Origin of the sequence: Streptomyces sp. NPDC005485 (assembly GCF_040606085.1) — a bacterium.
Classification (GTDB): Bacteria; Actinomycetota; Actinomycetes; order Streptomycetales; family Streptomycetaceae; genus Streptomyces.
Genome location: NZ_JBEXDZ010000015.1, coordinates 26,401 through 48,950, shown reverse-complemented (window position 1 = coordinate 48,950; position 22,550 = coordinate 26,401). Strand labels below are relative to the sequence as shown.

Genomic DNA, 22,550 nt, shown 5'->3' with positions numbered 1-22,550 from the left:
CGCGCGGCACACCGCGCAGTTCTTGTCTAGGCACTAGCACTGCAAACACTTCGCGAGCCTCAGCGGGGACAAACGCAGATTCTTCGCGTGACTCCTAGGTCGGCGGAGCGGGTTTGGCCGGTGGCCTGCCCGGTTTGGGGTCGGGCATGATCAGGGGGCCGTACGCTGGTTGGCAACTCGGGCAGGCTTTGGGCCTGACCGCAATGAGCACGAGTGGCTCCCTGGTCTTGCTCGACGCGGGACCCTGACCGGGGAGGTGGCTAAAGCCGTGGAGCCGACCGCCCCAGCCGCGACGTATCCCTTCTCTGAGATCAGGCGGTTGACTGCTCGGCGCGCGGCATGGGCGCCGGCCGGGCTGGAGCGGGGCGGAGACAGGAGCGCAGGCCCGGCCGGGGGTCGGGCCGCGCGCGGGGAGCGGAGCGAGCCGCCTTGAACCCGTGAGGAAGGTTGTAACTCAGTCGCTGGCACGGGTTGGTCGGGCCTGATAACCCAACGGTCAGAAGGGCGGGCCCGAATCGTCTCCCAGAGCGAACCTGGGCCCGGCAGGCCAGGTAGAGGTGCTGTCCGTCGAGAGTTCCGAGTCGCAGACCTCGAACGGCTCTCGCTGGACCTCAAGTCCTGCGGTGTCCTCGCCCCACATGGCGAGGGCTTCGATGGCTCGTTCGCGGTACTGCCAGAGCTTGCTTGTGGCCAGTACGTCGCGCAACAGAGGGGCCAGCGTTGCTCGGTGCGGAATCAATCGCGGGTCGTCCGCCAGGGGCATGCAAGCGGCAATGGCTGCCTCGCGTACATGTGGGTCCGAGTCGTTGATGCACGCATGGACCGCCCGGAATAGCAGCGGACGGATTTCGCGGGTCTGGACGGCCGGAGGGTACTCCTCAAGGGGGAAGCCATGGCGGCGACCTATCGCCTCGGCCTCGTCACAAACCTCGTTGGCGACCGAGTCCAACCAGCCCAGCAACTCAGCGCGCAGCGGGCCGGGGAAGTCGTGCGGCTTCTTGTCTACGGGGAGTGCTGTACGTGGATCGGCGAGGACAGCGGCCACGTAGAGCGCGGCGGGGACAGTCGAGTCGTACAGCGTGCTTTGGTGGTTCAGCACGTGGACCAGATAGCTCAGAGCCTGGGACCTCACGTCTTGGTCGGCATCCAACAAAGACGGGAGCATCTCAGGCGCGTCCGCAGCAGGCCCCATTCCATGTTCCATTGCGGCCCAGTTGGTCTCGGTCAGCACCCTTTCCGGATCAGGCAGGTCCACGGGCATGCGGTCAGCATTGCCCGTCATGCGATGCGCCACAGCGGAGCCGCGTACTGCTCCGGCCGGCTCTCGATGAGCAGAGTTCTGAGGGGCTCGCGCCGGGCTCCGGAAAGGCCGATGGCCTCGGTGATGCGGCGGAAGGTCGTGTGTGTGACTCCGCGGGAGCGGGCCTCAGCTTCGAACTGGGCGACCTGGTCCAGCGTCGTCTTCGGGTCGAGGTTCTGCTGAGGAAGAGTGCCGAGCCAAGAGGCCTTGTTGCGCTCGTAGTCGATCTCCGAGTATCCGCAGATCTCGCGGCTGTGCTGCTCTGCCTCGTCGAGGCTCGTCGTCATCACGAGGGCTTGGGCCAGACGGTTGCGGCTGAGGGCCTCGTCCAGGTCGACTTCGTGGATGGTCGGGCCCTCGTCGGTCAGGGGGACCGGCAGGCCCGCGTCTCGGACTTCGCAGAGGCCGCGCACACCTCGTGCCGTTGCGGCCAGCATCGCGGTTGCCTCGGACGGGTGCCACTCCAGGACGCTGCTGATCAGTTCGACGTGATCCGGCGTCAGGGTGAGGGCAACTGGACCCAGGCAGCTGCGGAGTTGCTCGGCGGGGAGCTCTCCGTCCAGGCCTGGGCCGGCGACCAAGAGGCGTACCGGGGCGAGGACTTGGGAGCACGCTGCGAGCGTGAGGGCGTCGGCCAGTGGGCTGCGGAGTGTGGGTTCGTCGCCCTGGGCCAGGATGTCGCCGCCTACGTCGAGTAGGTCGATCGACTCAGGCGCGAGGTGGGCGATCAGTTCTTCGAGTTGGCGTGTGATGCCCTCAGCGCCGTGGTGCGGGTCGATGAGCGCGAAGGTCTGCGGGAGTTCGCGTGCCAGGCGGGGGAGCGTCGAGCCCGCGGGCGCTATCGGTTCCGCGTTGCCGGGGACGGTTTGGACTGCGGGGGTCAGTGGGCGCAGGCCTGTGAAGTTGGCGGGGCCTCGGGGGCCTGGGACCGGGTCGATCAACAGGCGGTCCCACGCGTAGGTGAGGACTACCGCTGGGTCCTCGTCGCCGTACAGGGCGGCGTCCAGCATTGCGGCGGCGACTGCGTCGCCCCCGCCTCCGGCTGCCACGATCAACCGAGTCACCCGGTCAGCCTACGGGTTGGCGACTTAGCCACTCACCCTATAGTGGCAAGAGGACTTAGCCACTTGAGGGAGGGTTCATGCCGCAGATCGAAGAGGCGCAGCCCAAGTACTTGCAGATCGCGCACTTCATCCGCGATCAGATCTTGCGCGGTGACCTGCGGGCGGGCGACGAGGTGCCCTCGGAGCGGCAGCTTGCCTCGGACTGGAGCGTTTCGCGGCCGACGGCGGCTCGGTCGTTGGAGGCGTTGCGGCAACAGGGTCTCGTCGAGAAGCGGCAGGGTTCGGGCACGTATGTGCGGAGTCTTCAGGTCAATCGGCGGGCCCGGGAGCTCTACGGCCGGGCGCGGCAGACTGGGAAGATCTACACGGCTGGTGAGTACGCCGTGATCACGTCGGCCGGGTGGATGGATGCGCCGGATCATGTTGCGGAGGCGCTCGGCCTGGTCAAGGATCGGCGGGCTGTGCACAGGCGGCGCGTGACCAACAATCAGGACGGTCCGATCACGATCTCTACCTCTTGGTTCGGCCCGGAAGTCGGTCAGCGTGCACCGAAGTTGATGGACCCGGAGCGTATCCAAGAGGGCACGCTGATGTACGTGGAGAACATGACGGGTCGTCAAGGCAGCTATGCCGAGGACCGGATGTGTGCGCGAGCGGCCACTGAGGATGAGGTCGCGGACCTTCGACTGGAGTCGTCGGCGCCGGTTTTGATTGTGCATCACGTGGTCTATGACTTGCAGGATCGGCCGCTCGAATTCGCCGAGGCCACCTACCCGCCCGGTCGTTGGGCGTTCGAACAGGGCTACCCCCTCACGTGAGTTGATGCCGCCGATCTCGGCGAAGTGCTTGCGGGCTCCAAGTGGCTAATGCCACTATCCAGGAAGTGGCCTTAGCCACTTGGAGGAGAGGGGCGCGTCGTGGGCGTTGACCGGCCGAGGAGCGAGGCACGTTCCGTCTGCCGGGGGTGTCGTGGGCGAGGTTGGAAGCACGTCAGCTCCCGCTCGGCTCTCGTGATGGCGTCGGCCAACGGCCGGCCCCGCGCAACGTCCAAGCGCCGCTGCCTTGACTGTGACGGCACCGGTGAGGAGTAGGCGCGTATGCAGGGCAGTGAAGACGACCGTGGCGGCGCCACGAAGAAGCGGGAACCGCTCGGCGCCATGACGCTCTACCCCATGGCGGAGTCCGTTTCCCGGGCGCGTCGATGGTTCCGCAAGTTCATCGAGCCCCACCAGCCGATGTGTCCGCTCGACGACTGCGTACTGATGATCTCCGAGCTGGTCACCAACGCCATCCTCTACGGCAAGGCTGACGAGGAGTGGCTCGTGCGAGTCGAGTGGTGGCGCGAGCGAGGGTCTTTGCGTGTCGACGTGCACAACCCTGGGTTCCCCGCGAATGTCCGTCTGCGGGAGCCGACTGCCGATGAGGCCCACGGACGCGGCTTATGCCTGGTCAATGCGTTGTCGGACAGCTGGTACGCGGGGCCGAGTTCGTACGGCGGGACTGTTGTTTCGTTCGTCGTCGAGAAGGCGTGGCCTGCCTGAGCGGGAGCCGTCGTTCCATCCGTGGACGGTATGTTCCGCCCGTGGATGGAACGCTAGAGTGGTTGACCAGTTGACTTGGCCAATCTGACGGGTGGACATCGATGGCGTACGAGGTGGAGGCGCCGAAGTACGTGCGTCTGGCGCAGACGCTTCAGCGCCGCATCGAGGACGGCACGTATCCGCCCGGCTCCCGCGTCCCGAGTGAAAACCAGCTGGTGCAGTCGTTCGGGATGTCCCGACCCACTGTCGTACGGGCGCTGGAGCTCCTGAAGCGGGACGGCTGGCTTGAGTCCCGGCAGGGGTTCGGCACGATCGTTCGCGGCCGCCCCGAAGAGGTCGAAGAGAGAGACCGTCGGGGCCGTGCCGCGCTGGAGCGCGACGAGTCGCAGACTCCTGGGCGCATCGTGGATGTGGGCGTGGTGCCGGCGCCGCAGCGGGTTGCCTCGGTGTTGGGCGTGCCGAAGCGGACCAAGGTGCTTGCCCGGCGATTCCTCGTCGAGGAGAACGGCGAGCCGATCGAGCTGGTCTCCTCCTACTTCCCCGTGGGCCTGGCCGAGGGGACCGAGCTGGGCGAACCTGCGGAGCTGGGCGAAAGTGCCCGCGCGCATCTCGAATCACGGAAGAGGGTTCGGTTCGATCACGTCACCGAGCGTGTGTCGGCCCGGCTTGCCTCGCACGATGAGGCGGGTCTCCTGGACATGGCCGAAGGCGGACCGGTTCTCAGCGTGCTCGTCGTGGCCTGTGGCGTGTCGGGGGAGGCGCTCCAGGTGTCAGACGTCCTCCTGCCTGCTGATCGCCAGGAACTTGAAGACGTCTACCGGCTGAACTGACCAGCGGATAAGGGGTATTGGGGCTCCTCTCCCCCCGGGATCTCACTTGACAAGTCAACTTGGCATCCCTAGCTTCGAACTTGCTAAGTCAACCTGTCAGGTCGTCTGGCGGGTACCGATCGAAGGAGAAGTTCTGTGCGTGTGATCCGTGTCGAGACCTCGGCCGCGACGATCCTGCTGACCGAAGCTCCCGAGCCGAAGGTCAAGGACCGGCAGACGGGCGAGATCGCCAAGGATGCTGTCAGCGGTGAGTCGCTGATGAAGGTCGGCGTGGTCTACATCGACGAGGGGGAGTCCTCGCTGATCGCGGTGACCGTTCCGGAGAGTGGGGTGACAGACGGCCTGGCCGTCGGCGCTCCGGTCTCCCTCCCCGGGCTGATCGCCCGGCCGTGGGAAAGCGTCTTCAGCGGGCAGGCCCGCCACGGCATCGCCTATCGGGCGGCTGCTGTGGTTCCCGGAGCCTTCCCCGCCGGGCAGGAGAGCTGATCTCGTGTCCGAGCTGATGACGCTGGTAGAGCTGAGCGGGCCGCTCACCGCCATGGGCGGAGCGGTATACGCCCGGAAGGCGCACCCGGCGGTCTACTGGGCCACGGTCGGGCTGCCGATGTCGGCGGTACGGCTGATGACCTCGTACGGCTCCACGATGGATGCGTGCGGTCTGACCGTCGAACCGTCCCGGCTGCGGGCCCTGGCCGTAAGGGCGACCACGCGCCGCGAGGTGCGCCCGGTGCCTCCCCGGCGGTGTCTGCTCCGCCCGACGTCCACGGGGCTCCGGGTGCGGCTGCGGCTCGCGCCCGGCCAGGAGCCGGCTGATGTGGCTGCCTCGTGCGAGCGACTCAGGCATGCGTGGGGCGTCCATGCTGTGCACGTCCGCAGCATCAAACCGGGCGTGGTCGAGCTGCGGTTGGTCGGCTTCGACGTGCTGCGGAAGGTGAAGATGCCCCGCGCGGTCGAGGGTGGCCTCCTGGCGGTGCCGGTGGCTCTGCGGGAGGACGCGACCGCGTTCGTCCGTGACTACAGGGCCGTCCCACACGAACTCGTGCTCGGGGCCACGCTGTCGGGGAAGTCGATGTTCCTGCGGAACCTGCTGACAGGGCTGGCAGCTCAGCCGGTCGCCCTCGTCGGAATCGACTGCAAGCGCGGTGTGGAGTTGGCGCCGTTCGCCCCTCGACTGTCGGCGCTGGCCACCGAGCCGAGCGAGGCAGCGGAACTGCTGCCCGTACTCATCAAGGAAATGGAGGACCGGTACGACCTGATCAAGGCCCGGCAGGGGATAGCGCCCGGCATGCCCGACGAGGAGATCACCTCGGACATTTGGGGCCTTCCGGAGGACGAACGCCCCGCGCCGATCGTGCTGTTCGTGGACGAGGTCGCCGAACTGTTCCTCGTCGCCACGCGCAAGGACGAGGAACGGCGGGACGAGATGGTCACCCAGCTCATCCGGCTCGCTCAGCTCGGTCGGGCGGCGGGGATCTACCTGGAGGTCTGCGGGCAGCGCTTCGGCGCCGAGCTCGGCAAGGGCGCGACCATGCTCCGCGCTCAACTCACGGGCCGCGTCTGCCACCGCGTCAACGATGAGGCGTCGGCCAAGATGGCGCTCGGCGACATCGCCCCCGAGGCGGTCGGCGTCGCTTCCACGATTCCGGCCAAGCTGCCGGGACTGGCAGTGGTCGGCGACTCCTCCGGCGGCTGGGCGCGTATCCGTACTCCGTACCTCTCCCTCGCTGATGCTGCGGCCATCTGCCGGGAGACGGCCGAACTCGCCCCGGACATACCGGCCTTGGAGCGCTTCCGGACGCACGTTCCCGTCTCTCTCGTGACCGCTCCGATCGCGGTGGCCAAGCCGAGTCCGGCGACCGGCTGACCACACCCCCTCACCGGTTGGCGCGACCGTCTCGTGCCGAGTCCCTACCCCCGCCATGCCCGAAATCGAATGAGAGGACGTGATCAGAGATGGCCGAACGCCCCACCGTGCACGAGATCGCCGAGTTCTTGGCAGACGTCAGGGAGATTCGTACCGGCGACGGAAACTCGGCTGGCCTGGCGGCTCGTAAGGCCGATCTGCTGGAGCGGATCGCCGCCGCGATGCCCGGTGACGCCGAGGCCGCTGAAGTGGCGCGCATCGCTCGTGCCGCTGCCGACGAGGCCGAGGAACGGTGAGCACGATGCGCGCCGGGCCGGTCCGCGTGGATGCCGTACTGATCCAAGCGGTCATCGCCGCCGCGCTGTCCTTCGCGCATCTGCACGACGTGGCCGTAGCCGCAGGACAGGACGGCTGGAAGGCGTGGGCCTATCCGGTGAGCGTCGACCTCCTGTTGGTCGCCGCCTGGAAGCGGCTGCGGTCGGGGGAGTCCAAGGCGGCCGGATGGTCCTGGTTCCTGGTCGCGCTCGTTGCCAGCCTCGGGGCGAATGTCGCCACAGCCGGTCTCCTCGACCTCGACGACGTTCCGGCCTGGCTCCGCATCGCCGTTGCCGGTTGGCCGGCGGTCGCCTTCCTGGGCGGCACCCTGCTTGCTCACAGTCCCACCGATCGCCCCGTACCGGTCGCCGAGTCGTACGACGACACGGCCGATACGGCACCCGAGCTGGGACGGGCCTCCGAGGCCGTTCCAGAGCCGCCCGCCATCGCCCTGGCGCCTGAACCAATCACCGAGACTGCCGCTCCGGTCGACCGGCTTCCGGCGGCGCTCGTCGACCACGCCCGGAAGGTCGCCGCCGAACACCGCACCCGTACGGGATCACCCATCGACACCGCCACCCTTCGCGCCCGGCTCGGTGTCCCGGCCCCGCTCGCCGAGGCCATCGCCGCCCAACTCACCTGATCGACAAGGAATCCGCCGTTGCGACCGTCCACCCTGCGCGCTCTCCAGCGCGCTGCCGAACTCACCCGCCAGAACTGCTTCACCGAGGCCGTCCTCGTCGCCGAGCCGGTGATCCTCAACGCCGACGACCAGGAGGGCGCCGAGATCCGCCGTTGGCTGGCCGACCACGTCGCCGACTTCACCGACCAGAAGGAGACCCGCTCATGACTGCCGAACGCCGCTTCCGCCGAGTGATCCGCATCGGTCCCGTACAGGTCGGCACCTTCTACGACGGCCGAGGCCGCGAGAAGCACACCGCCGCCTGCACCGCTCCCCGCTGCGGCTTCTCGACCGACTACGACAGCCGGGCTGCCGCCGAGCTGGCCGCACGCACCCACCGCTGCTCGGCCCGCTGAGGAGATCTCCGTGACCGTCAGCCTGCCCCTCGTCTTCGTCCTCGGAGTCGTCGCCTGGGCCGCGATCAAGTTCCTCGGCATCCGCCTCTGGGTCGCTGTCGTGATCGCGCTCTTCGGCTTCTGGCTCTCGCAGACCTTTCTCGCCCCTGCCATCGAGTCCGGTACGCGGTCCGGCGTCGACGTCGTCAACGGCACCAACCGCTGAGAGGAGAAACCGCCATGCTGCTCCGCCCGAAACTGCCCGACGCCGCACCGCTCCCTACCACTCACGTGATCACCTCGGCCGTCTCCGCCGAGCGTCATCACGCCCCGGTCGCCTGCTCGTGCACGCACGCCCCGGCACCCTCCGCCGGTCGTCCGCTCGCCCCGTACGTGGGCCTCGGCGCCGGGGCTGTCGCCGCCGTTCTGGTCGTAGGCGTGGTGTTGACCGCGCTCCTGGCCACGGTCGCCATAACGGCCGTGTCCGTGTCCATCGCGGCCGTGGTGCTGCGCTCCCTGCTCAATGGCGCTCCGAAGCGCTGACCAGCCTGCCGGGGGCGGCCTCGATACCGCCAAGCATCCCGCCGCCCCGGCAGGCACGGACCCTCCCGAACGCAGTCGAAAGGACAGCTCCATTACTACCGGACGCACTTCGCCCCCGCTCGCAGACCTGGGGGCGCTCGCGACGCTCGGCAACATGCCGACCCTCGTGCGGCAGTTGCGCGGCCTCGGCGGGTGTACGAACCCCGTACGCCTCGACGGGCGCCGGACCGAGTACCAACTCAACACTCAGACAGGAGAGATCGACCGTGTCCTGCACCACCTGGATTCGTCCACGCTCCCCGCCGGCCGTCTGCTCGTGCGGTGCAACAACCGTCGTACGACCCGCTGTTCGGCCTGCGCCGAGACCTACCGGCGCGACACCTACCACCTGATCACAGCGGGCTTGCGAGGCGGCAAAGGAACCCCCGAGACCGTCACCGCGCACCCCCGAGTGTTCGCCACCTTCACCGCACCCGGCTTTGGTCCGGTCCACAACCGACCCGCCGACCGGCGGGGCACCGTGCGCCCGTGCCGCTGCGGCACGCTCCACGACCAGGACGACGGCACCCTCGGCACTCCGCTCGACCCGGCCACGTACGACTACGAAGCGGCGGTCCTCTGGAACGCTCACGCCGGAATGCTCTGGCGCCGGTTCTCCATCTATCTCCGCAGAGAGGTGGCCAAGCGGGCGGGGCTGACCCAGCGGGCCTTCCCTGACCACGCTCGCGTGTCCTTCGCCAAGGTCGCCGAGTACCAGCGGCGGGGCGCCGTGCACTTTCACGCCGTGATCCGCATCGACGGGCCAGAGGGCGGGAGTACCGCTCCTCCTGCCTGGGCCACGGCCGAGCTCCTGACCGACGCCATCGCCGCCGCGACGGCCAAGGCAACAGTGACGGGCCCCGTGCTCGACGGCCGGGCACACGTCTTCACCTTCGGGCGCCAACTCGACGTACGCCCCATCCGATCGGCCGACTTCGACGGCTCTTCCGAGCTGACGGAACGCGCGGTGGCGGCCTACATCGCCAAGTACGCGACCAAGGGCGCAGAGGCCGCGACCGGCACCCTGGACCGGCCGATCAAGTTCCTCGCCGAGCTCGACCGCGTACGGATCACGGAGCACGCACGTCGGCTGATCCGAACCGCCTGGACCCTCGGCGCGCGCCGCGACCTGGAAGAGCTGAGGCTCAGGGCCTGGGCCCACATGCTCGGCTTCCGCGGCCACTTCTCGACCAAGACCCGCCGCTACTCCACCACCCTCGGTGCGCTCCGCAGCGCCCGAGCCGAATGGCGGCGCGCAGAGGCACTGGCGGCCCTGCCCGAGGAGCTGCGCCCCGCCCTCGACGACCAGGAGGAAACGACGTACGTCCTCGCCCACTGGTCCTTCGCCGGAATCGGCCTCACACGCGGTGAGGAATGGCTCGCCGCGACCCTCGCCCCTGCGCCTGGAGCGGAAGGAGAGCCCACCACATGAACGACCGATACCTGTCCGTCGACCAGGTCGCCGAGTTGCTCGGTACGACTGCCCGCTTCCCTCGGCGGCTGATCGAGGAGCGGCGCATCCGGTACGTGAAGGTCGGTCGGCATGTCCGCATCCCCGAGAGCGCGGTCGAGGACTTCATCAGTTCCCGCACCGTCGAGCCGCTGAGGCGCCCTCGCCCGAGCTGCAGGAGGGCTGCCTGATGGCCAACAACAAGGGCAGGCGTCGCCGTTTCGGCGCGATCCGACGGCTCGCGTCCGGCCGGTATCAAGCGCGCTATCCGGGACCGGACGGCGTGATGCGTCCCGCGCCGGAAACCTTCGCGACAACGACGGAGGCTGACGACTGGCTCGCCGAGAAGCAGACGGAGATCAGACGGGGCGAGTGGCGCGACCCAGAGGCAGGGTCGGTCAACTTCCGCGTCTACGCCGCGAAGTGGGTCGAAGAACGGGACCTCGAAGTGCTGAGCGTGGACCTCTACCACTACCTCCTCGACAACCACCTCTTGCCCACCTTCGGTGAGTCCGACTTGGACGAGATCACGGCGCCAAGTGTTCGCGAGTGGCGCGCCGAGCGTCTCCGTACGACCGGAGCCAAGACCGCGACCGCCAAGGCGTACCGCCTGCTGAAAGGCATCATGGAGACCGCCGTCGACGACGACCTGATCAAGCGCAACCCGTGCCGGATCAAGGGCGCAGGAAAGGAGAAGGCGGCCGAGCGTCGCATCGCCACCGTGGCCCAGGTCGACGCGCTCGCCGACAACATCGGCCCCCGCTGGCGCCTCATGGTCTACCTCGGTGCCTACGGCCCCCTCCGTCCCGAAGAGCTGGCAGGCCTTCGCCGACGAGACGTCGACGTCCAAGCATTGAAGATCACGGTCAGACGCGCCGAGCCCGAGCGCACGAACGGCCGTCGCGCTCCCGGCGACACCAAGTCCGAGGCGGGCACCCGTACCGTGCACCTATCGGAGTTCCTCCGCCCGGAGCTCCGCATCCACATGGAGCTCTACGCAGGCAAGGGGCCCAACGGCCTGGTCTTCCTCGGCGAGAAAGGCGCGCCCTTCCGCCGTAGCAGCTTCGGCCGGAAGTGGCGCAAGGCGCGTACCGCCGTCGGCGCCCCCGAGGGCTTCCGCTTCTACGACCTTCGCCACACCGGACACACGCTGTCGACCCGCTCGGGCGCCACCCTCAAGGACACGATGGTCCGCGCCGGCCAGTCCTCCGAGAAGGCGGCGCTGATCTACCAGCACTCGGACGACGATCGACAGCAGGAAGTTGCAGCCGGTCTCGACGCGACTGTCCGCAAGGCACGCCAGGAAGCTGCGGCCGTGCCGGAGGAAGGCACTGTTGATCCAGACGATCAGTGTTCTGGCACGGATCTGGCACGCGACGAGTGATCACAACGGACAGCAAAAAAGGCCCGGGTCGATGACCTGGGCCTTTGTCATGGAGCGGGTGACGAGAATCGAACTCGCACTCTCAGCTTGGGAAGCTGATGTTCTACCACTAAACTACACCCGCGTAAGACGCCGGTTGAACCGGTGTCGTAAACGCTCAGTCACTCTACCTCATGGCAGGCCCCCGGCGCTGAAGCCGTGGGGCCTGTGTGCATGGGAGGGGGTGGACGGGGCTGCGGGGGCCGGGAGTTGGGGCGTACGGTGGAGGCGGCGAAGAGGGTCCGTGGTTGGTCGGAGTGCCGCCTGGAGGGCCGTTCCTTTCGTCCCGTAATGTGGCTTTCGTCGTCACTCACGCCAGTGAGACGAAGGCTCTTGGGGAAGGGACTCTGTGGACTTGATGGAGCACACCGTCGTCCGTTGTGCCGAAGGGCACGTGTTCAGCACCGCTTCGTTCCCGATGCAGCAGGCCGAGCGGCTCGGTCCCGGACGGCTCGTCCGGTGCCCACGCTGTGCCCGGCTCCGCAGTGCGGTGCCCGTGGCCCTGGAGAAGCAGCAAGTGAAGCGGTGAGTTGAAGCAGCGAGTGAAGCGGTAAGGGCGTAGGACCCGGCGCGTGGAGTCGTCACGATTGTGGTGGCTCCGCGCGCCTTGCGTATCCTCAGGGCGTGCTTCTCTCAGACAAGGACATCCGGGCCGAGATCGACGCCGGGCGGGTCCGTATCGATCCGTACGACGCATCCATGGTGCAACCCTCAAGCATCGACGTGCGGCTCGACCGCTACTTCCGGGTGTTCGAGAATCACCGCTACCCCCACATCGACCCCTCCGTCGAGCAGGCCGACCTGACGCGGCTCGTCGAACCCGAGGGGGACGAGCCGTTCATCCTCCACCCCGGGGAGTTCGTGCTCGCGAGCACGTACGAGGTCATCAGCCTGCCCGACGACCTGGCGTCGCGCCTTGAGGGCAAGAGCTCGCTCGGGCGGCTCGGCCTCGTCACCCACTCCACCGCCGGGTTCATCGACCCCGGCTTCTCCGGGCACGTCACGCTGGAGCTCTCCAACCTCGCGACGCTCCCGATCAAGCTCTGGCCGGGTATGAAGATCGGGCAGCTGTGCATGTTCCGGCTCAGCTCGCCGGCCGAGTTCCCGTACGGCAGTGACCGGTACGGCTCCCGTTACCAGGGCCAGCGCGGGCCGACCGCCTCCCGGTCCTTCCTCAACTTCCATCGGACCCAGGTGTGAGCGGGAGCGACATGAGTGACCTGCCTGTGCGCGAGAACCTGACCTACGAGCGCTTCGGCGGCGCGATCCGTGAGCTGGCGCAGACCATCGCCGACGACGGGTACGAGCCCGACATCGTCCTCAGCATCGCCCGGGGTGGCGTCTTCGTCGCGGGCGGGCTTGCCTACGCCCTCGACTGCAAGAACATCCACCTCGTGAACGTCGAGTTCTACACGGGCGTGGGGACGACCCTCGAAATGCCGGTCATGCTCGCCCCGGTCCCCAACGCCATCGACTTCTCCGACAAGAAGGTGCTGATCACGGACGACGTGGCCGACACCGGCAAGACGCTGAAGCTCGTCCACGACTTCTGCGTCGGCGAGGTCGCCGAGGTCCGCAGCGCCGTGATCTACGAGAAGTCCCAGTCGCTCGTGAAGTGCGAGTACGTGTGGAAGCGCACCGACGAGTGGATCAACTTCCCGTGGAGTGTGCTGCCTCCGGTGCATAGGCTGGGCGAGGCGTCCAAGGAGAACAAGGAAGCGGTCTGACCTGCGGGTAGCGGGGTCAGCAGCACTGGCGACGTACGGGGCCCTCGGCTGATCACCGAGGGCTTCTTCTCGTCCGGCGCCCGGCTCTGGAGCCGTTACTCGGGGCGCACGCTGCCGCTCGCGAGATGCCGCCGGTGCTCCGGGCCGCCCTCTGGGAGGAGGGCGGCCCGGACACGGGGTCACTTCGAGACTGTCACCTTGAGCGGGGCCAGATCCGGGCTCGGAACGGGCTTGCCGGTGCTCGCGGTGCTCGCGGACAACGGCTGGGAGGCCGGGCTCTGCGGGATGTCACCCTTGTAGTACGGGGTGTACGTGTAGGTGCTGTCCACGCCGATGGCCCTGCCGATCAACGGGACCACCTTCGCGTCGACGGAGCCGCTGCCGCCGAACACGGCCACGTGGTTCAGGCTCGCCGACGTGCGCATCATGTACCACTTGGTGTCGTACGTCAGCGAGGTGACGTCGGTCCACAGCAGCGGACCGGCGGTGCTCATCGCCGAGGATGCGGAGACCCCGCCGCGCCAGCTGCCCACGGAGGCCACCGCGGCGTCCGACGGCGACGACCACCAGAACTCGGCGAGCCTCGCGGCGACCGGCGCCGGGCTGCCGCCGAAGCGGTAGTAGCTGTACGTGCTGGGCCAGTGGGGCAGCTTGCCGGCGTTGTACGCCTTCGTCAGCGCCGACTCGGCGTCGACCCCCACCGTGATGATCTTCGTCGTGCTCGGGCTGTACTGGTTCAGGTAGCCGTACACGGACGTGGTCATCGTCGAGCCCTCGGTCAGCAGTACGACCGAGGTGCCCGAGGTGCCCATGGCGCCGGCGGCGGAACTGGCCGCGAGGGCGTTGTGGTAGTCCGTGCCGGTCGTCAGGAACACGTACTTCGGGGCGCTGGTGATCGTCTTGGCCACGGCCACCGAGGTGGAGTAGCGCGAGACGTCGGACAGCCGCTTGGCGACGTACCCGAGCGAGGTCACCTTGGACGCCACCGAGCTGCTGAGGATGCTGGTGCCGCCGACCAGGTAGACGGTCCTGCCCTTGGGCAGCATGCGCTTCAGCTCGGTCTGGACGGAGGAGTCCAGGCCCGTGCCGGAGGTCATCAGCACCGGTCCGTGCTTCTTGCCGGCCAGCGAGGTCGCGGTGGTGGCGTACGCGGAGTCCGACTTGCTGATCAGGACGGCCGAGCTCGCGTTCATCAGGCCCGGCACACTTCTGCCGAGGGTGTTCCACGTCCACTTGGACGCGGCGATGTTGCCGTCGTAGATGTCGGAGCCGTAGACCCGGGAGATCGCGTTCTTCCGGAGCGGCTGCCAGGCCACGTCGGTCCCGCCGGCCATGGGCACACGTGTCTCCGTGCCCGCCGCGAGGTCGTGGATCCATAGCTGCGAACCGCTGGGGCCGGTGTCCGGGCTGCCGGTGAAGTAGGTGTCGTACGCGATCCGGTCGCCCTTGGGCGACCAGGCGGGACGGTTGTGGTCGGCGGGGTCCGTGGTGACCTGGGTCAGCCCGGTGCCGTCGAGCTTGACCGTGAAGAGCTGTTTGTGTCCGGCGACGGTCCGGGTGAAGACCAGCGACTGCCCGTCCGGGGACATGCTCGGGTCGTCCGCGTTGGCGGCCACCTTGGTGAACGCCTTGGTGGGGCCGTTGTAGACCCAGACGGCCGGAGTGCCGGTGGTGGAGCAGCTCGTGCCGGTGCGCACGAAGGCCAGTTTGCCGTTGACGGCGCCGCTGGCCTTGGAGTCGCAGCCGTCGACGTCGCTGCCGAACAGTGTCTTGGGAGCGAGGGCGCTGTTGGCTACGGCCACCCGCAGTCGGCCTCCGGCGGTGAAGACGATGTCGCCTCCGCCGTACCAGAACGTCGGGTGGGTCGGATGCCAGCCACTGCCCGCCGGCATGACGATGTCGTTGCCCGATATCGACTCCTGGGCGTACGTCTTCGTGCGGAGACGGCCGTCGGTGGAGCCCACGTAGGCGATCTGGCTGCCGTCGGCGGACCAGGCGGCCTGGTTCCCGGTCTCGTAGAACTGGGCGCTCTTGGTCCCGTCGGGGTTGATGTAGCTCAGCGAGCCGCCTTCGTTGTACAGCAGCCTGCCGTCCGTGGCCGGCCAGCCGGCGGTGTCGGCGGTCGCCTGGCCCGGGAGCCCGGCGACGAGACCGGCCGCGAGTGCGGCGACGGTCGTGAGCGCCGCGAATTTGCGACGCGCAGAGGTGTTCAATGTGCCCCCACAGGTGAATGGATGGCTGCGTTGCCCCTCCCCCGAGGCGAACGGACGGCATCGTGTTCGTCGTCCGTACGGCAGCGGCGAAACTTTAGCGCCGTGCCACGGCATCCGTGGAGGCAGGGGCGCCCGTTATTGACAGACCCACTTGAACGACGGTGAAGGTCGCTGAACGAGACGCTGTGGTGCGGCTCACGCGGTGCGGCGCCCGCTGCTTTCCGCAGGCGCCGGTACGCCTCCGCGCGCTCTGCCGGGCAAGGCTCGTGCGATGGCACGATCCCCATGCCTGTCCGGCGTGGGGACACCATTGGCCGTCGCGGAGGTGTGTGCGGCAGCGGATGGATGTTGGCTGGTCGGAGAAGCGCGTACACCTCGACGAGTAGTAAGGCGGGCTGGACATGGCTGTCGTGATGTCGATGCACTGGGCGGGAGTCACGCCGGAGCAGTACGACACAGTGCGGGACGCGGTCGACTGGGAGGAGGTCCCGGCGGCCGGTGGCCAGGTGCACGTGGCCTGGTTCGACGCTCAGGGGTTCCACGTGACCGATGTGTGGGAATCCCAGCAGGCGTTCGAGACCTTCTTCACCGAACGGCTCGCACCCGCGATCCAGAAGGCCGGCATCACCGGCACACCCGACACCGGCTTCAGCCCGCTGCACCGGCGCTTCGTCGCTCCCGGGATCAGCGGCGCCGCGTAGCGGACAGGCACCGACGGTCCGGACAACGGGGAACCCCTGGGTCACCGACCTGGGGGTTCTCCGGTCGGACCGGGCGGTCCTCAAAAGCCTCGGTGGTCCGCCTGGCGAGCGCTGACGTGCGCCCACGGGAATCAGCGTCCACGTTCAGGCGTACGGGGGTGCGATCGAAGCCACATGCGTCCATCCCGCCGTCGGGGCGCTGTGCGCGAGGCCGAGGCGGCGCAGGAAATCCTTGCCCTGACGGCTCGGATCGAGCGCAGAGCTCACCGATACCTTGTCTTCAACGGTGACTGAGCCGCGGGCGGGAGGGGGCGGCGTTGGTCTTTCACGGGGTGGTGGCCCTGGTCGTGGGCGGCACTTTCATGGTGGTGGCCTGCGGCTGCCGCGGTGTCGACATGTGGGTGTGGGACCGGGCGGACGTGGCGTTCACCCGGCGCACCCGGTACGGGACGCCGTGGAAGAACCTCACGACCATGCGGATCCAGTTCGGGATCGCGGGAGTCTGCTTCCTGGGTCTCGGTCTGCACACCTTGATGCGTTGAACACCCTGACGCGCGTGCAAAGGACCCCCGGCCCATCCGGACCGGGGGTCTTCGTTCTGTGGGGCGGCGGCAGTCCTAGAACGTGCCCAGCTTCACGATCGACAGGATCGCGATCAGCTGGATCGCCGAGGCGGCCAGGGCCTTGGGCCACGGCAGGTCGTGGGAGCGGCTGACCATCATGGTCAGCAGGGCGCCCGCGGCCACCCAGGTCGCCCAGCCGAGGACCTGTACGAACGAGGCGTTGCCGCCCGCGAACATCGCGACCAGGAGGCGGGGCGCGTCCGTGATGGACATGATCAGCATGGAGAGGCCGACCGTGGGCTGCCACGCGCCGTCGCCGCCGAGCTGGCGGGCCAGGGTGTGGGTGACCACGCCCAGGATGAACGTGCTGATGACGAACGCGACCGCGGTCGTCAGCACGATCGGCACCGCGTTGGACAGCGTCGCGTTGATCGCGTCCTCACGGGCTCCGTCGAAGCCGAAGACCGCGAGCAGGCCGTAGATGAACGTCACGATCAGGGCCGGGCCCCACATCGTGTAGTCGCGCATCTGGAGGAAGGTCTGGTTGGGGCGGGTGATGACGCCCTTCAGCAGGTCCTTCCAGTGCAGGCGCGGGCCGACCGGCGGCGCCGCGGCCTGGCCGGCGCGGTAGGTCTCGCCCTGGCTGTAGGGGTCCTCGCCGATGGAGAACGCCTGCGTGTGACCGGGCTGGTTGGCCGCGTACGGGTCCGGGCCCTGCTGGGGGTGCCCGTCACCGAAGTACTCCGGCTCGCCCTGCCCGCCGCCCGGCTGCGGCCACTGCTGCTGACCGCCGTAGGGCTGCTGTCCGCCGCCGTACTGCTGCTGCTGTTGCGGCGCAGGCGGGTAGCCGTACGGCTGGCCCTGCGGGGACGGGTATCCCTGCGGGGGCTGCTGCCCGTACGGCTGCGGCTGCTGCCGCGGGTTTTGTTGCGGTCGCGCCTGCGGGGTCCGGTTGTCCCGGTTGCCACGTCCGATCCTGAATCCAGCCACGTTATCGAACGTACCTGGTCCCGGAGAGTGACGTGCGGGACCGGGGCCCGCGGGGGCGGCTTTGCTGCCGACCTGTGACATCACCTAGGGGAGCCGCAGTCCCTCCCCTACGGGTCCTCTACGGCCCCCACGGGGAGTTCGCACCAGACGTACTCGTACAGCCATGTGGGAGGTCCGGAGCCCGGCACGGTGGCGGCCACCACCGTGCCGGGCTCCGGAGCTCATACGTCAAAGGCGGTCAGTCGGCGAAGTTCACGCCGAAGGACGGGGTGCCCGTTGTGGAGACGCCTGAGGTGCTCGGGGAGACGGTGCGGGAGCCGGTGGTGGTGATCTTCGTGCCGTTGGAGGGCAGGTAGAGGACCGCGCCGTTGCCGTCGTTCTCGTAGGAGCCCGCGAGGAGGTCGGCCTTGCCGTCGCCGGTGACGTCGTCGAGCTTGACGTCCGCGCCGAGGGCGTCGTTCTTCTCGTCGTCGCCGGGGACGCCCGCCGTGCTCTGGGCGAAGGCCTGGGCGCCGGAGGAGGTCTTGATGCCGCTCGCGGAGCCGTACAGGACGGTGACCATGCCGGCGTCCGTGACGCCGTCTATGGTCTCGCCGGCGACGCCGACCACGAGGTCCTGGTAGCCGTCGCCGTTGATGTCGCCGAGGTCCAGCTCGTAGCCGAAGTAGTCGGTCTTCTCCGAGGTGCCGGGGACCGAACCGGTGTTCTGGGTGATGCCGGTCGCCGAGCCGGGGCCGCCGGCCGAGCCGTAGGTGACCCACACCTTGCCGCCGGTGGCGGAGTCGGGGACGGTCGTGCCGTCGCTCGTGGTGGTGTCCCAGTACGCGCCGCTGACGATGTCGCCGAAGCCGTCGCCGTTGACGTCGCCGATCGCGGTGATCACGCCGGGCTTGAGGGTCTGCGCGGACGCGACGCTCAGGCCGCTAGCCGTGCCGGGCACCCAGTAGTTCTTGTTCCAGCCGTAGTCGGTCTGGGTCTCGAAGCCATCGACCACGAGGTCGGTGCGGTGGTCGCCGTTGACGTCGCCCGCGGTGAGGTTCAGCGGGCCGCGCGCGTCGCCGCCGGACTGGATCGGGGGCTTGATCGTGTAACGGCCGCCGGGCGTGCCGGACGTGGTGAAGCCGCCCTTGTAGACGTAGATCGTGTTGGTGGAGCTGCCGACGGCCAGGTCGGCCTTGCCGTCGCCGTCGAAGTCACCGGCTGCGAGGTTCTTGCCCCAGTAGTCGTGGCCCGAGACGGACGGGTCGGGGACGTCGGAGGACTTGCCGGTCAGGCCGCTCGCCGAGCCCCACAGGATCGCGAGGGCGCCGCCGTTGGTGTCGTCGCCGACCTTCTCCCACGGCGTGGCCACGGCGAGGTCGTCGTAGCCGTCGCCGTTGAAGTCGGCGTACGCCGTCTCCGCGCCGAAGCCGTCCCCGGCCTCGGCGGTGCCGGGCACCCCGGAGGTGTTCTGGCTGATCGTCGAGCGCTTCGCGGACGACACGCCGGTGGAGGTGCCGTAGAGCGCGACGACCTGGCCGGCGGCCTTATGGCCGTTCACATAGGCGCCGGAGGCCGAGAAGGCCACGTCGCCTTTGCCGTCGCCGTTGAAGTCGGCCTGCGGGACCGTCGCGGAGTCCGCGGCCGTGGCGGTCGTGGCGGCGAAGGTGAGGAGACCGCCCGTCAGCGCGGCCGCGGTGGCCGTCGCGAGGGCGAGTCGCAGGTGGTGCTGGTGACGCTTGTGCATGCGGGGTTCTCCTGCGGCATGCGGGGATGCCTGGCGGGCATCCGCAGTTGATGGGGGCGAACCGCCCGTGTTTGCCCGGAGTTGGCCTGGGCTTTGTGCGGCGGTTGCGATCAGGAGACACGTGTGGGGCACACAGGGTTGTACGTGAGTTCGAGGGAATCTTCAGGGAATCTTCGAGGGGATCTTCGAGGAAACTGCCCGGGAGGCCGCGGACGCGGAGAGGGGCACCCCCCGGCCGTCCGGCCGCGGGGTGCCCCTGGGTGTGGGTACGTCAGCCCGCGAGCACGTTGCCGAAGTACGCGTCGCCCGACGGGCCGCCCAGCGTCGTGCCGCTGAAGGACTTGGAGCCGGTGGCGGTGGTGCCGGAGCCGGTGGACTTGAAGAGCCACACGGAGCCGTCGGAGGTGTTCTCGCCCATGGCGCCGACCACGAGCTCGGCGCGGCCGTCGGCGCCCGCGTCCGTGAGGAAGACGGCGTCGCCGAAGTAGTCCTCGGACTCGGCGGTGCCGGGGACGTTCGCGGTGTCCTGGGAGTACGACTTGGAGTTCGTGCCGGTCAGACCGGTGGCGGAGCCGCGCAGGACGGTGACCTGGCCCGCGTGCTTCACCGAGCCGAGGCTCTCGCTGTTGGCACCGACCACGACGTCGCCGTACCCGTCGCCGTTGGTGTCGCCCGACGACAGGCTCCAGCCGAAGCCGTCCCCCTTCTCGCCGGTGCCGGAGACGCCGGTGGTGTCCTGGGTGATGCGGACGGGGGTGCGGGTGCTGAGGCCGCCCGCCGCGCCGTACGTCACCGTGATCGCGCCGCCCAGGCCGCCGTTCGGCTCGTTCGTGGACTTCTCCATGAAGTTGCCGGTGACGACGTCGCCGAAGCCGTCCTTGTCGACGTCGGCGATGGTGGCCGTGTAGCCGCCCGCGAGCTTCTTGCTGTACTTCGGGCCGGTGGCCGAACCGAGGTAGAGGGCGCTGCGGGTGCGGGAGTCGCCGCCGCTGGTCTCCTCCAGACCCATGACGAGGAGGTCGGTCTTCCCGTCGCCGTTGACCTCGCCCGCGACCAGCGCGTCCGGGTAGATGGTGGTCTGCTCGACGGTGTCGACGCCGATGAGCGAAGCCGCCTTGCCCGTACGGGAGATGGGGCCCCGGAAGATGTTCAGGGCCGGCGTGGAGTTGTTGGCGGCGGCAAGGTCGGTGTGACCGTCTCCGTCGAAGTCGCCGGCCGCGATCTGCCAGCCGAGCTCGTTGCGGAACTCCGGCAGCGGCGAGGAGATGTCGGTGCCGGACTTCACGCCGTCCGCGCCGCCCCACAGCACCGTGAGGGCGCCGAAGGAGTCGGTGGAGCCGATCCGCTCGCCGTGCACGCCGACGACGATGTCCGTGTAGCCGTCGCCGTCCATGTCGCCCGTGGTCAGCCGGTCGCCGAAGTAGTCGCTCGACTCGGGCACGCCCGGGATGCCGGTGGTGTCCTGGCTGATGATCTGCCGCTTGGAGGTGTCGAGGCCGCTCGCGGTGCCGTAGACCACGGCGACGTATCCGGCACCGGTCTTGCCGCCCACCTTCGCGATCGGCGCGGCGATCGCGAGGTCGCGGTAGCCGTCGCCGTTGAAGTCGCCCGACAGGTTCGAGGGCGCGGCCGTGGCCGTGGCGGCGGGGAGGGCGGTGAGGAGGCCGGTGGTCAGGGTCGCGGCCAGGAGAAGGGTGCGCTTGCGCATGGAGGTCCGTTCGGAATTCGGAGATCGGAGATCGGAGAAAGGGGGGGAGGGCTCAGCCGATGAGGTTGGTGCCGAAGCTGCCGTAGGTGCGCGACTGGCCCAGCGAGCCGGGGCCGAAGGAACGGGCGCCCGTGGTGGTGATGCCGCCCGAGGAGCCGAGCAGGGCGGTGATCGCGCCTACGCCCTCGTCCTCGAAGGTCGCCGCCACTGTGAAGTCGGGGTGGCCGTCCTTGTTGACGTCCGAGAGGAGGACGTCGGAGCCGAAGTAGTCCATGGACTCGGGGGCGCCGGGGACGCCGTAGGTGTCCTGGGAGATCGGGCTGCGGCCGCCGGTGAGGGACCAGCCGGCCATCACCACGGTGGTGCCGGTGTCCTCCTTCGTGCCGATGTCCTCGAAGGGGACGCCGATGGCGAGTTCGCCGTAGCCGTCGCCGTTGACGTCGGCGATGGAGACCGAGCCGCCGAAGCCGTCGTTCTCCTCGTCGGTGCCGGGAACTCCCTCGGAGGCCTGGGTGAGTTCCGCCATGGGCGCGTCTCCGTTGACCGGGCCGCCGGCGCTGCCGCGGATGACGGTGACCTTGCCGCCGAGGCTGCCGCTGTGGTCGTCCTCCTTGGCGAAGACGTTGCCGAGGGCGATCTCGTCGTAGCCGTCGCCGTTGATGTCGCCGAGCGCGATGGAGGTGCCGCCGTTCAGCGGGCGCCCCGCGGCGGTGTCCGGGCCGGCGGCGGTGCCGAGGTAGGCGACGCCCTTGGACCAGCTTCCCGAGCGGTCCGAGTCGAGCCGGGCGCGGTAGGTGAGGACGAGGTCGGCCTTCTTGTCGCCGTTCGTGTCGCCCGCCTTCATGGCGTCGATGCCGAACAGCGCCTGCTCGGGCAGCGTGATCTTCTGCGTGCCGCCCGTGGTGCCGGAGGCGGTGAAGCGGCCCTTGACGACGTACGCGTGCGAGGAGCCGGTGGCGACGGCCAGGTCGGCCCTGCCGTCGCCGTTGAAGTCGCCCGCCGTCAGCCCGCGGCCCCACTGGTCGTGCGCGGAGGCGGCCGGGTCCTTGACGGTGGTGCCGTTCTTCAGGCCGCCCGACGAGCCCCACAGCACGGTGACCGAGCCGCCGTCCACGTCCGTGCCGACGTCCTCGCCGGGGGCACCGACCGCGAGATCGGTGTAGCCGTCGCCGTTCAGGTCGGCCACCGCGAGCGCCCGGCCGAAGCCGTCCTCGACCTCCGCGGTGCCGGGCACGCCGGTGGTGTTCTGGCTGACCACGGTGCGCTTGGCCGGGTTCAGGCCGGTCGAGCTGCCGTAGACGACGGCCACGTAGCCGGCCATGCCCTTGCCGTCGACCTTCGCGTACGGCGCGGCGAACGCGACGTCGCCGTAGCCGTCGCCGTTGAAGTCCGCCTTGTAGGCATGGGTTGAGCCCGCGGCCGTGGCGGTCGTGGCCGCGAGGGTGAGGAGACCGCCCGTCAGCGCGGCCGCGGTGGCCGTCGCGAGGGCGAGTCGCAGGTGGTGCTGGTGACGCTTGTGCATGCGGGGTTCTCCTG

26 protein-coding genes and 1 tRNA gene are annotated in these 22,550 nt (G+C 69.0%); 19 read left to right on the top strand and 8 right to left on the bottom strand.

Going from position 1 to position 22,550, the window contains the following annotated elements; all coding sequences use genetic code 11:
- Positions 1 to 496 precede the first annotated feature (496 nt).
- A complete protein-coding gene (locus tag ABZS97_RS08175; RefSeq protein ID WP_356134938.1) occupies positions 497 to 1,261 on the bottom strand; it encodes a HEAT repeat domain-containing protein in 765 nt (254 codons plus the stop codon).
- 17 nt (positions 1,262 to 1,278) lie between these two features.
- On the bottom strand, positions 1,279 to 2,364 hold the full coding sequence (locus tag ABZS97_RS08170) for a DUF1152 domain-containing protein (protein ID WP_356134936.1): 1,086 nt from the start codon (positions 2,362 to 2,364) through the stop codon (positions 1,279 to 1,281).
- A 77-nt stretch (positions 2,365 to 2,441) separates the two neighbouring features.
- Between ABZS97_RS08170 and ABZS97_RS08165 the strand changes: the two genes are divergently transcribed.
- From ABZS97_RS08165 to ABZS97_RS08100, 14 genes are all read left to right on the top strand, one after another.
- On the top strand, positions 2,442 to 3,182 hold the full coding sequence (locus ABZS97_RS08165; protein ID WP_356134934.1) for a GntR family transcriptional regulator: 741 nt from the start codon (positions 2,442 to 2,444) through the stop codon (positions 3,180 to 3,182).
- A gap of 279 nt (positions 3,183 to 3,461) precedes the next feature.
- A complete protein-coding gene (locus tag ABZS97_RS08160; RefSeq protein WP_356134932.1) occupies positions 3,462 to 3,905 on the top strand; it encodes an ATP-binding protein in 444 nt (147 codons plus the stop codon).
- A gap of 101 nt (positions 3,906 to 4,006) precedes the next feature.
- Complete coding sequence (locus tag ABZS97_RS08155; protein ID WP_356134930.1) at positions 4,007 to 4,735, top strand: GntR family transcriptional regulator; 729 nt, start codon at positions 4,007 to 4,009, stop codon at positions 4,733 to 4,735.
- A 135-nt stretch (positions 4,736 to 4,870) separates the two neighbouring features.
- Complete coding sequence (locus ABZS97_RS08150) at positions 4,871 to 5,221, top strand: hypothetical protein (RefSeq protein ID WP_356134928.1); 351 nt, start codon at positions 4,871 to 4,873, stop codon at positions 5,219 to 5,221.
- Between the two features lie 4 nt (positions 5,222 to 5,225).
- Positions 5,226 to 6,599: an FtsK/SpoIIIE domain-containing protein gene (locus ABZS97_RS08145; protein WP_356134926.1), complete on the top strand. Its 1,374-nt coding sequence runs from the start codon at positions 5,226 to 5,228 to the stop codon at positions 6,597 to 6,599.
- Positions 6,600 to 6,688: 89 nt separating this feature from the next.
- A complete protein-coding gene (locus ABZS97_RS08140) occupies positions 6,689 to 6,895 on the top strand; it encodes a hypothetical protein (protein WP_356134924.1) in 207 nt (68 codons plus the stop codon).
- A gap of 5 nt (positions 6,896 to 6,900) precedes the next feature.
- The gene (locus ABZS97_RS08135) at positions 6,901 to 7,557 is read left to right on the top strand and encodes a DUF2637 domain-containing protein (protein ID WP_356135005.1); all 657 of its coding nucleotides are present in this window, start codon (positions 6,901 to 6,903) and stop codon (positions 7,555 to 7,557) included.
- 18 nt (positions 7,558 to 7,575) lie between these two features.
- Complete coding sequence (locus ABZS97_RS08130) at positions 7,576 to 7,764, top strand: hypothetical protein (RefSeq protein WP_356134922.1); 189 nt, start codon at positions 7,576 to 7,578, stop codon at positions 7,762 to 7,764.
- A complete protein-coding gene (locus tag ABZS97_RS08125; RefSeq protein ID WP_356134920.1) occupies positions 7,761 to 7,952 on the top strand; it encodes a mobile element transfer protein in 192 nt (63 codons plus the stop codon). Before ABZS97_RS08130 ends, ABZS97_RS08125 begins: the two co-directional genes overlap by 4 nt.
- A 10-nt stretch (positions 7,953 to 7,962) precedes the next feature.
- A complete protein-coding gene (locus tag ABZS97_RS08120; protein WP_356134918.1) occupies positions 7,963 to 8,157 on the top strand; it encodes a hypothetical protein in 195 nt (64 codons plus the stop codon).
- Between the two features lie 17 nt (positions 8,158 to 8,174).
- The gene (locus ABZS97_RS08115) at positions 8,175 to 8,474 is read left to right on the top strand and encodes a SpdD protein (protein ID WP_356135001.1); all 300 of its coding nucleotides are present in this window, start codon (positions 8,175 to 8,177) and stop codon (positions 8,472 to 8,474) included.
- Between the two features lie 154 nt (positions 8,475 to 8,628).
- A complete protein-coding gene (locus tag ABZS97_RS08110) occupies positions 8,629 to 9,945 on the top strand; it encodes a replication initiator (RefSeq protein ID WP_356134916.1) in 1,317 nt (438 codons plus the stop codon).
- Positions 9,942 to 10,154, top strand: a complete 213-nt coding sequence (locus tag ABZS97_RS08105) for an excisionase family DNA-binding protein (RefSeq protein ID WP_356134914.1) — start codon at positions 9,942 to 9,944, stop codon at positions 10,152 to 10,154. The genes ABZS97_RS08110 and ABZS97_RS08105 overlap by 4 nt, the downstream gene beginning before the upstream one ends.
- The gene (locus ABZS97_RS08100) at positions 10,154 to 11,347 is read left to right on the top strand and encodes a tyrosine-type recombinase/integrase (protein ID WP_356134912.1); all 1,194 of its coding nucleotides are present in this window, start codon (positions 10,154 to 10,156) and stop codon (positions 11,345 to 11,347) included. Before ABZS97_RS08105 ends, ABZS97_RS08100 begins: the two co-directional genes overlap by 1 nt.
- 50 nt (positions 11,348 to 11,397) lie before the next feature.
- Here ABZS97_RS08100 and ABZS97_RS08095 read toward each other — a convergent pair.
- Positions 11,398 to 11,471: transfer RNA gene (locus tag ABZS97_RS08095), tRNA-Gly, on the bottom strand.
- 264 nt (positions 11,472 to 11,735) lie between these two features.
- Here ABZS97_RS08095 and ABZS97_RS08090 point away from each other — a divergent pair.
- The 3 genes from ABZS97_RS08090 to ABZS97_RS08080 all read left to right on the top strand — a co-directional run bounded on the left by ABZS97_RS08090 (position 11,736) and on the right by ABZS97_RS08080 (position 13,113).
- A complete protein-coding gene (locus tag ABZS97_RS08090; protein WP_356134910.1) occupies positions 11,736 to 11,915 on the top strand; it encodes a hypothetical protein in 180 nt (59 codons plus the stop codon).
- Positions 11,916 to 12,010: 95 nt separating this feature from the next.
- Positions 12,011 to 12,586, top strand: a complete 576-nt coding sequence (dcd, locus tag ABZS97_RS08085; protein ID WP_356134908.1) for a dCTP deaminase — start codon at positions 12,011 to 12,013, stop codon at positions 12,584 to 12,586.
- Between the two features lie 11 nt (positions 12,587 to 12,597).
- Entirely contained in the window at positions 12,598 to 13,113 is a 516-nt protein-coding gene (locus tag ABZS97_RS08080; protein WP_356134906.1) for a phosphoribosyltransferase, read from the top strand.
- A 179-nt stretch (positions 13,114 to 13,292) separates the two neighbouring features.
- Here the strand turns inward: ABZS97_RS08080 and ABZS97_RS08075 are convergent, their stop codons facing one another.
- The gene (locus ABZS97_RS08075; protein ID WP_356134904.1) at positions 13,293 to 15,326 is read right to left on the bottom strand and encodes a cell wall-binding repeat-containing protein; all 2,034 of its coding nucleotides are present in this window, start codon (positions 15,324 to 15,326) and stop codon (positions 13,293 to 13,295) included.
- A 401-nt stretch (positions 15,327 to 15,727) separates the two neighbouring features.
- Between ABZS97_RS08075 and ABZS97_RS08070 the strand changes: the two genes are divergently transcribed.
- Together ABZS97_RS08070 and ABZS97_RS08065 are read left to right on the top strand one after the other, a co-directional pair.
- The gene (locus ABZS97_RS08070; protein ID WP_356134902.1) at positions 15,728 to 16,027 is read left to right on the top strand and encodes a hypothetical protein; all 300 of its coding nucleotides are present in this window, start codon (positions 15,728 to 15,730) and stop codon (positions 16,025 to 16,027) included.
- Between the two features lie 317 nt (positions 16,028 to 16,344).
- Entirely contained in the window at positions 16,345 to 16,569 is a 225-nt protein-coding gene (locus ABZS97_RS08065) for a hypothetical protein (protein ID WP_356134900.1), read from the top strand.
- A gap of 75 nt (positions 16,570 to 16,644) precedes the next feature.
- Here ABZS97_RS08065 and ABZS97_RS08060 read toward each other — a convergent pair whose 3' ends face one another.
- The 4 genes from ABZS97_RS08060 to ABZS97_RS08045 all read right to left on the bottom strand — a co-directional run bounded on the left by ABZS97_RS08060 (position 16,645) and on the right by ABZS97_RS08045 (position 22,536).
- Positions 16,645 to 17,661 (bottom strand): Yip1 family protein, encoded by a 1,017-nt coding sequence (locus tag ABZS97_RS08060; RefSeq protein WP_356134898.1) that lies wholly within the window; start codon positions 17,659 to 17,661, stop codon positions 16,645 to 16,647.
- Between the two features lie 157 nt (positions 17,662 to 17,818).
- Positions 17,819 to 19,306 carry an FG-GAP and VCBS repeat-containing protein gene (locus tag ABZS97_RS08055; protein ID WP_356134896.1) on the bottom strand — a complete coding sequence of 496 codons (1,488 nt, stop codon included), beginning with the start codon at positions 19,304 to 19,306 and terminating at the stop codon, positions 17,819 to 17,821.
- Between the two features lie 271 nt (positions 19,307 to 19,577).
- Positions 19,578 to 21,014, bottom strand: a complete 1,437-nt coding sequence (locus ABZS97_RS08050) for an FG-GAP-like repeat-containing protein (RefSeq protein WP_356134894.1) — start codon at positions 21,012 to 21,014, stop codon at positions 19,578 to 19,580.
- A gap of 52 nt (positions 21,015 to 21,066) precedes the next feature.
- Entirely contained in the window at positions 21,067 to 22,536 is a 1,470-nt protein-coding gene (locus ABZS97_RS08045) for an FG-GAP-like repeat-containing protein (RefSeq protein WP_356134891.1), read from the bottom strand.
- Between the last annotated feature and the right edge of the window lie 14 nt (positions 22,537 to 22,550).

What these genes read in the sequence shown, in the direction of transcription:
- ABZS97_RS08080 (WP_356134906.1), top strand. Translation starts at nt 12,598, where the DNA reads ATGAGTGACCTGCCTGTGCGCGAGAACCTGACCTACGAGCGCTTCGGC.
- ABZS97_RS08160 (WP_356134932.1), top strand. Translation starts at nt 3,462, where the DNA reads ATGCAGGGCAGTGAAGACGACCGTGGCGGCGCCACGAAGAAGCGGGAA.
- ABZS97_RS08135 (WP_356135005.1), top strand. Translation starts at nt 6,901, where the DNA reads ATGCGCGCCGGGCCGGTCCGCGTGGATGCCGTACTGATCCAAGCGGTC.
- ABZS97_RS08100 (WP_356134912.1), top strand. Translation starts at nt 10,154, where the DNA reads ATGGCCAACAACAAGGGCAGGCGTCGCCGTTTCGGCGCGATCCGACGG.
- ABZS97_RS08105 (WP_356134914.1), top strand. Translation starts at nt 9,942, where the DNA reads ATGAACGACCGATACCTGTCCGTCGACCAGGTCGCCGAGTTGCTCGGT.
- ABZS97_RS08110 (WP_356134916.1), top strand. Translation starts at nt 8,629, where the DNA reads ATGCCGACCCTCGTGCGGCAGTTGCGCGGCCTCGGCGGGTGTACGAAC.
- ABZS97_RS08050 (WP_356134894.1), bottom strand. Translation starts at nt 21,014, where the DNA reads ATGCGCAAGCGCACCCTTCTCCTGGCCGCGACCCTGACCACCGGCCTC.
- ABZS97_RS08175 (WP_356134938.1), bottom strand. Translation starts at nt 1,261, where the DNA reads ATGCCCGTGGACCTGCCTGATCCGGAAAGGGTGCTGACCGAGACCAAC.
- ABZS97_RS08045 (WP_356134891.1), bottom strand. Translation starts at nt 22,536, where the DNA reads ATGCACAAGCGTCACCAGCACCACCTGCGACTCGCCCTCGCGACGGCC.
- ABZS97_RS08070 (WP_356134902.1), top strand. Translation starts at nt 15,728, where the DNA reads ATGGCTGTCGTGATGTCGATGCACTGGGCGGGAGTCACGCCGGAGCAG.
- ABZS97_RS08055 (WP_356134896.1), bottom strand. Translation starts at nt 19,306, where the DNA reads ATGCACAAGCGTCACCAGCACCACCTGCGACTCGCCCTCGCGACGGCC.
- ABZS97_RS08125 (WP_356134920.1), top strand. Translation starts at nt 7,761, where the DNA reads ATGACTGCCGAACGCCGCTTCCGCCGAGTGATCCGCATCGGTCCCGTA.
- ABZS97_RS08060 (WP_356134898.1), bottom strand. Translation starts at nt 17,661, where the DNA reads ATGTCACAGGTCGGCAGCAAAGCCGCCCCCGCGGGCCCCGGTCCCGCA.
- ABZS97_RS08165 (WP_356134934.1), top strand. Translation starts at nt 2,442, where the DNA reads ATGCCGCAGATCGAAGAGGCGCAGCCCAAGTACTTGCAGATCGCGCAC.
- ABZS97_RS08155 (WP_356134930.1), top strand. Translation starts at nt 4,007, where the DNA reads ATGGCGTACGAGGTGGAGGCGCCGAAGTACGTGCGTCTGGCGCAGACG.
- ABZS97_RS08140 (WP_356134924.1), top strand. Translation starts at nt 6,689, where the DNA reads ATGGCCGAACGCCCCACCGTGCACGAGATCGCCGAGTTCTTGGCAGAC.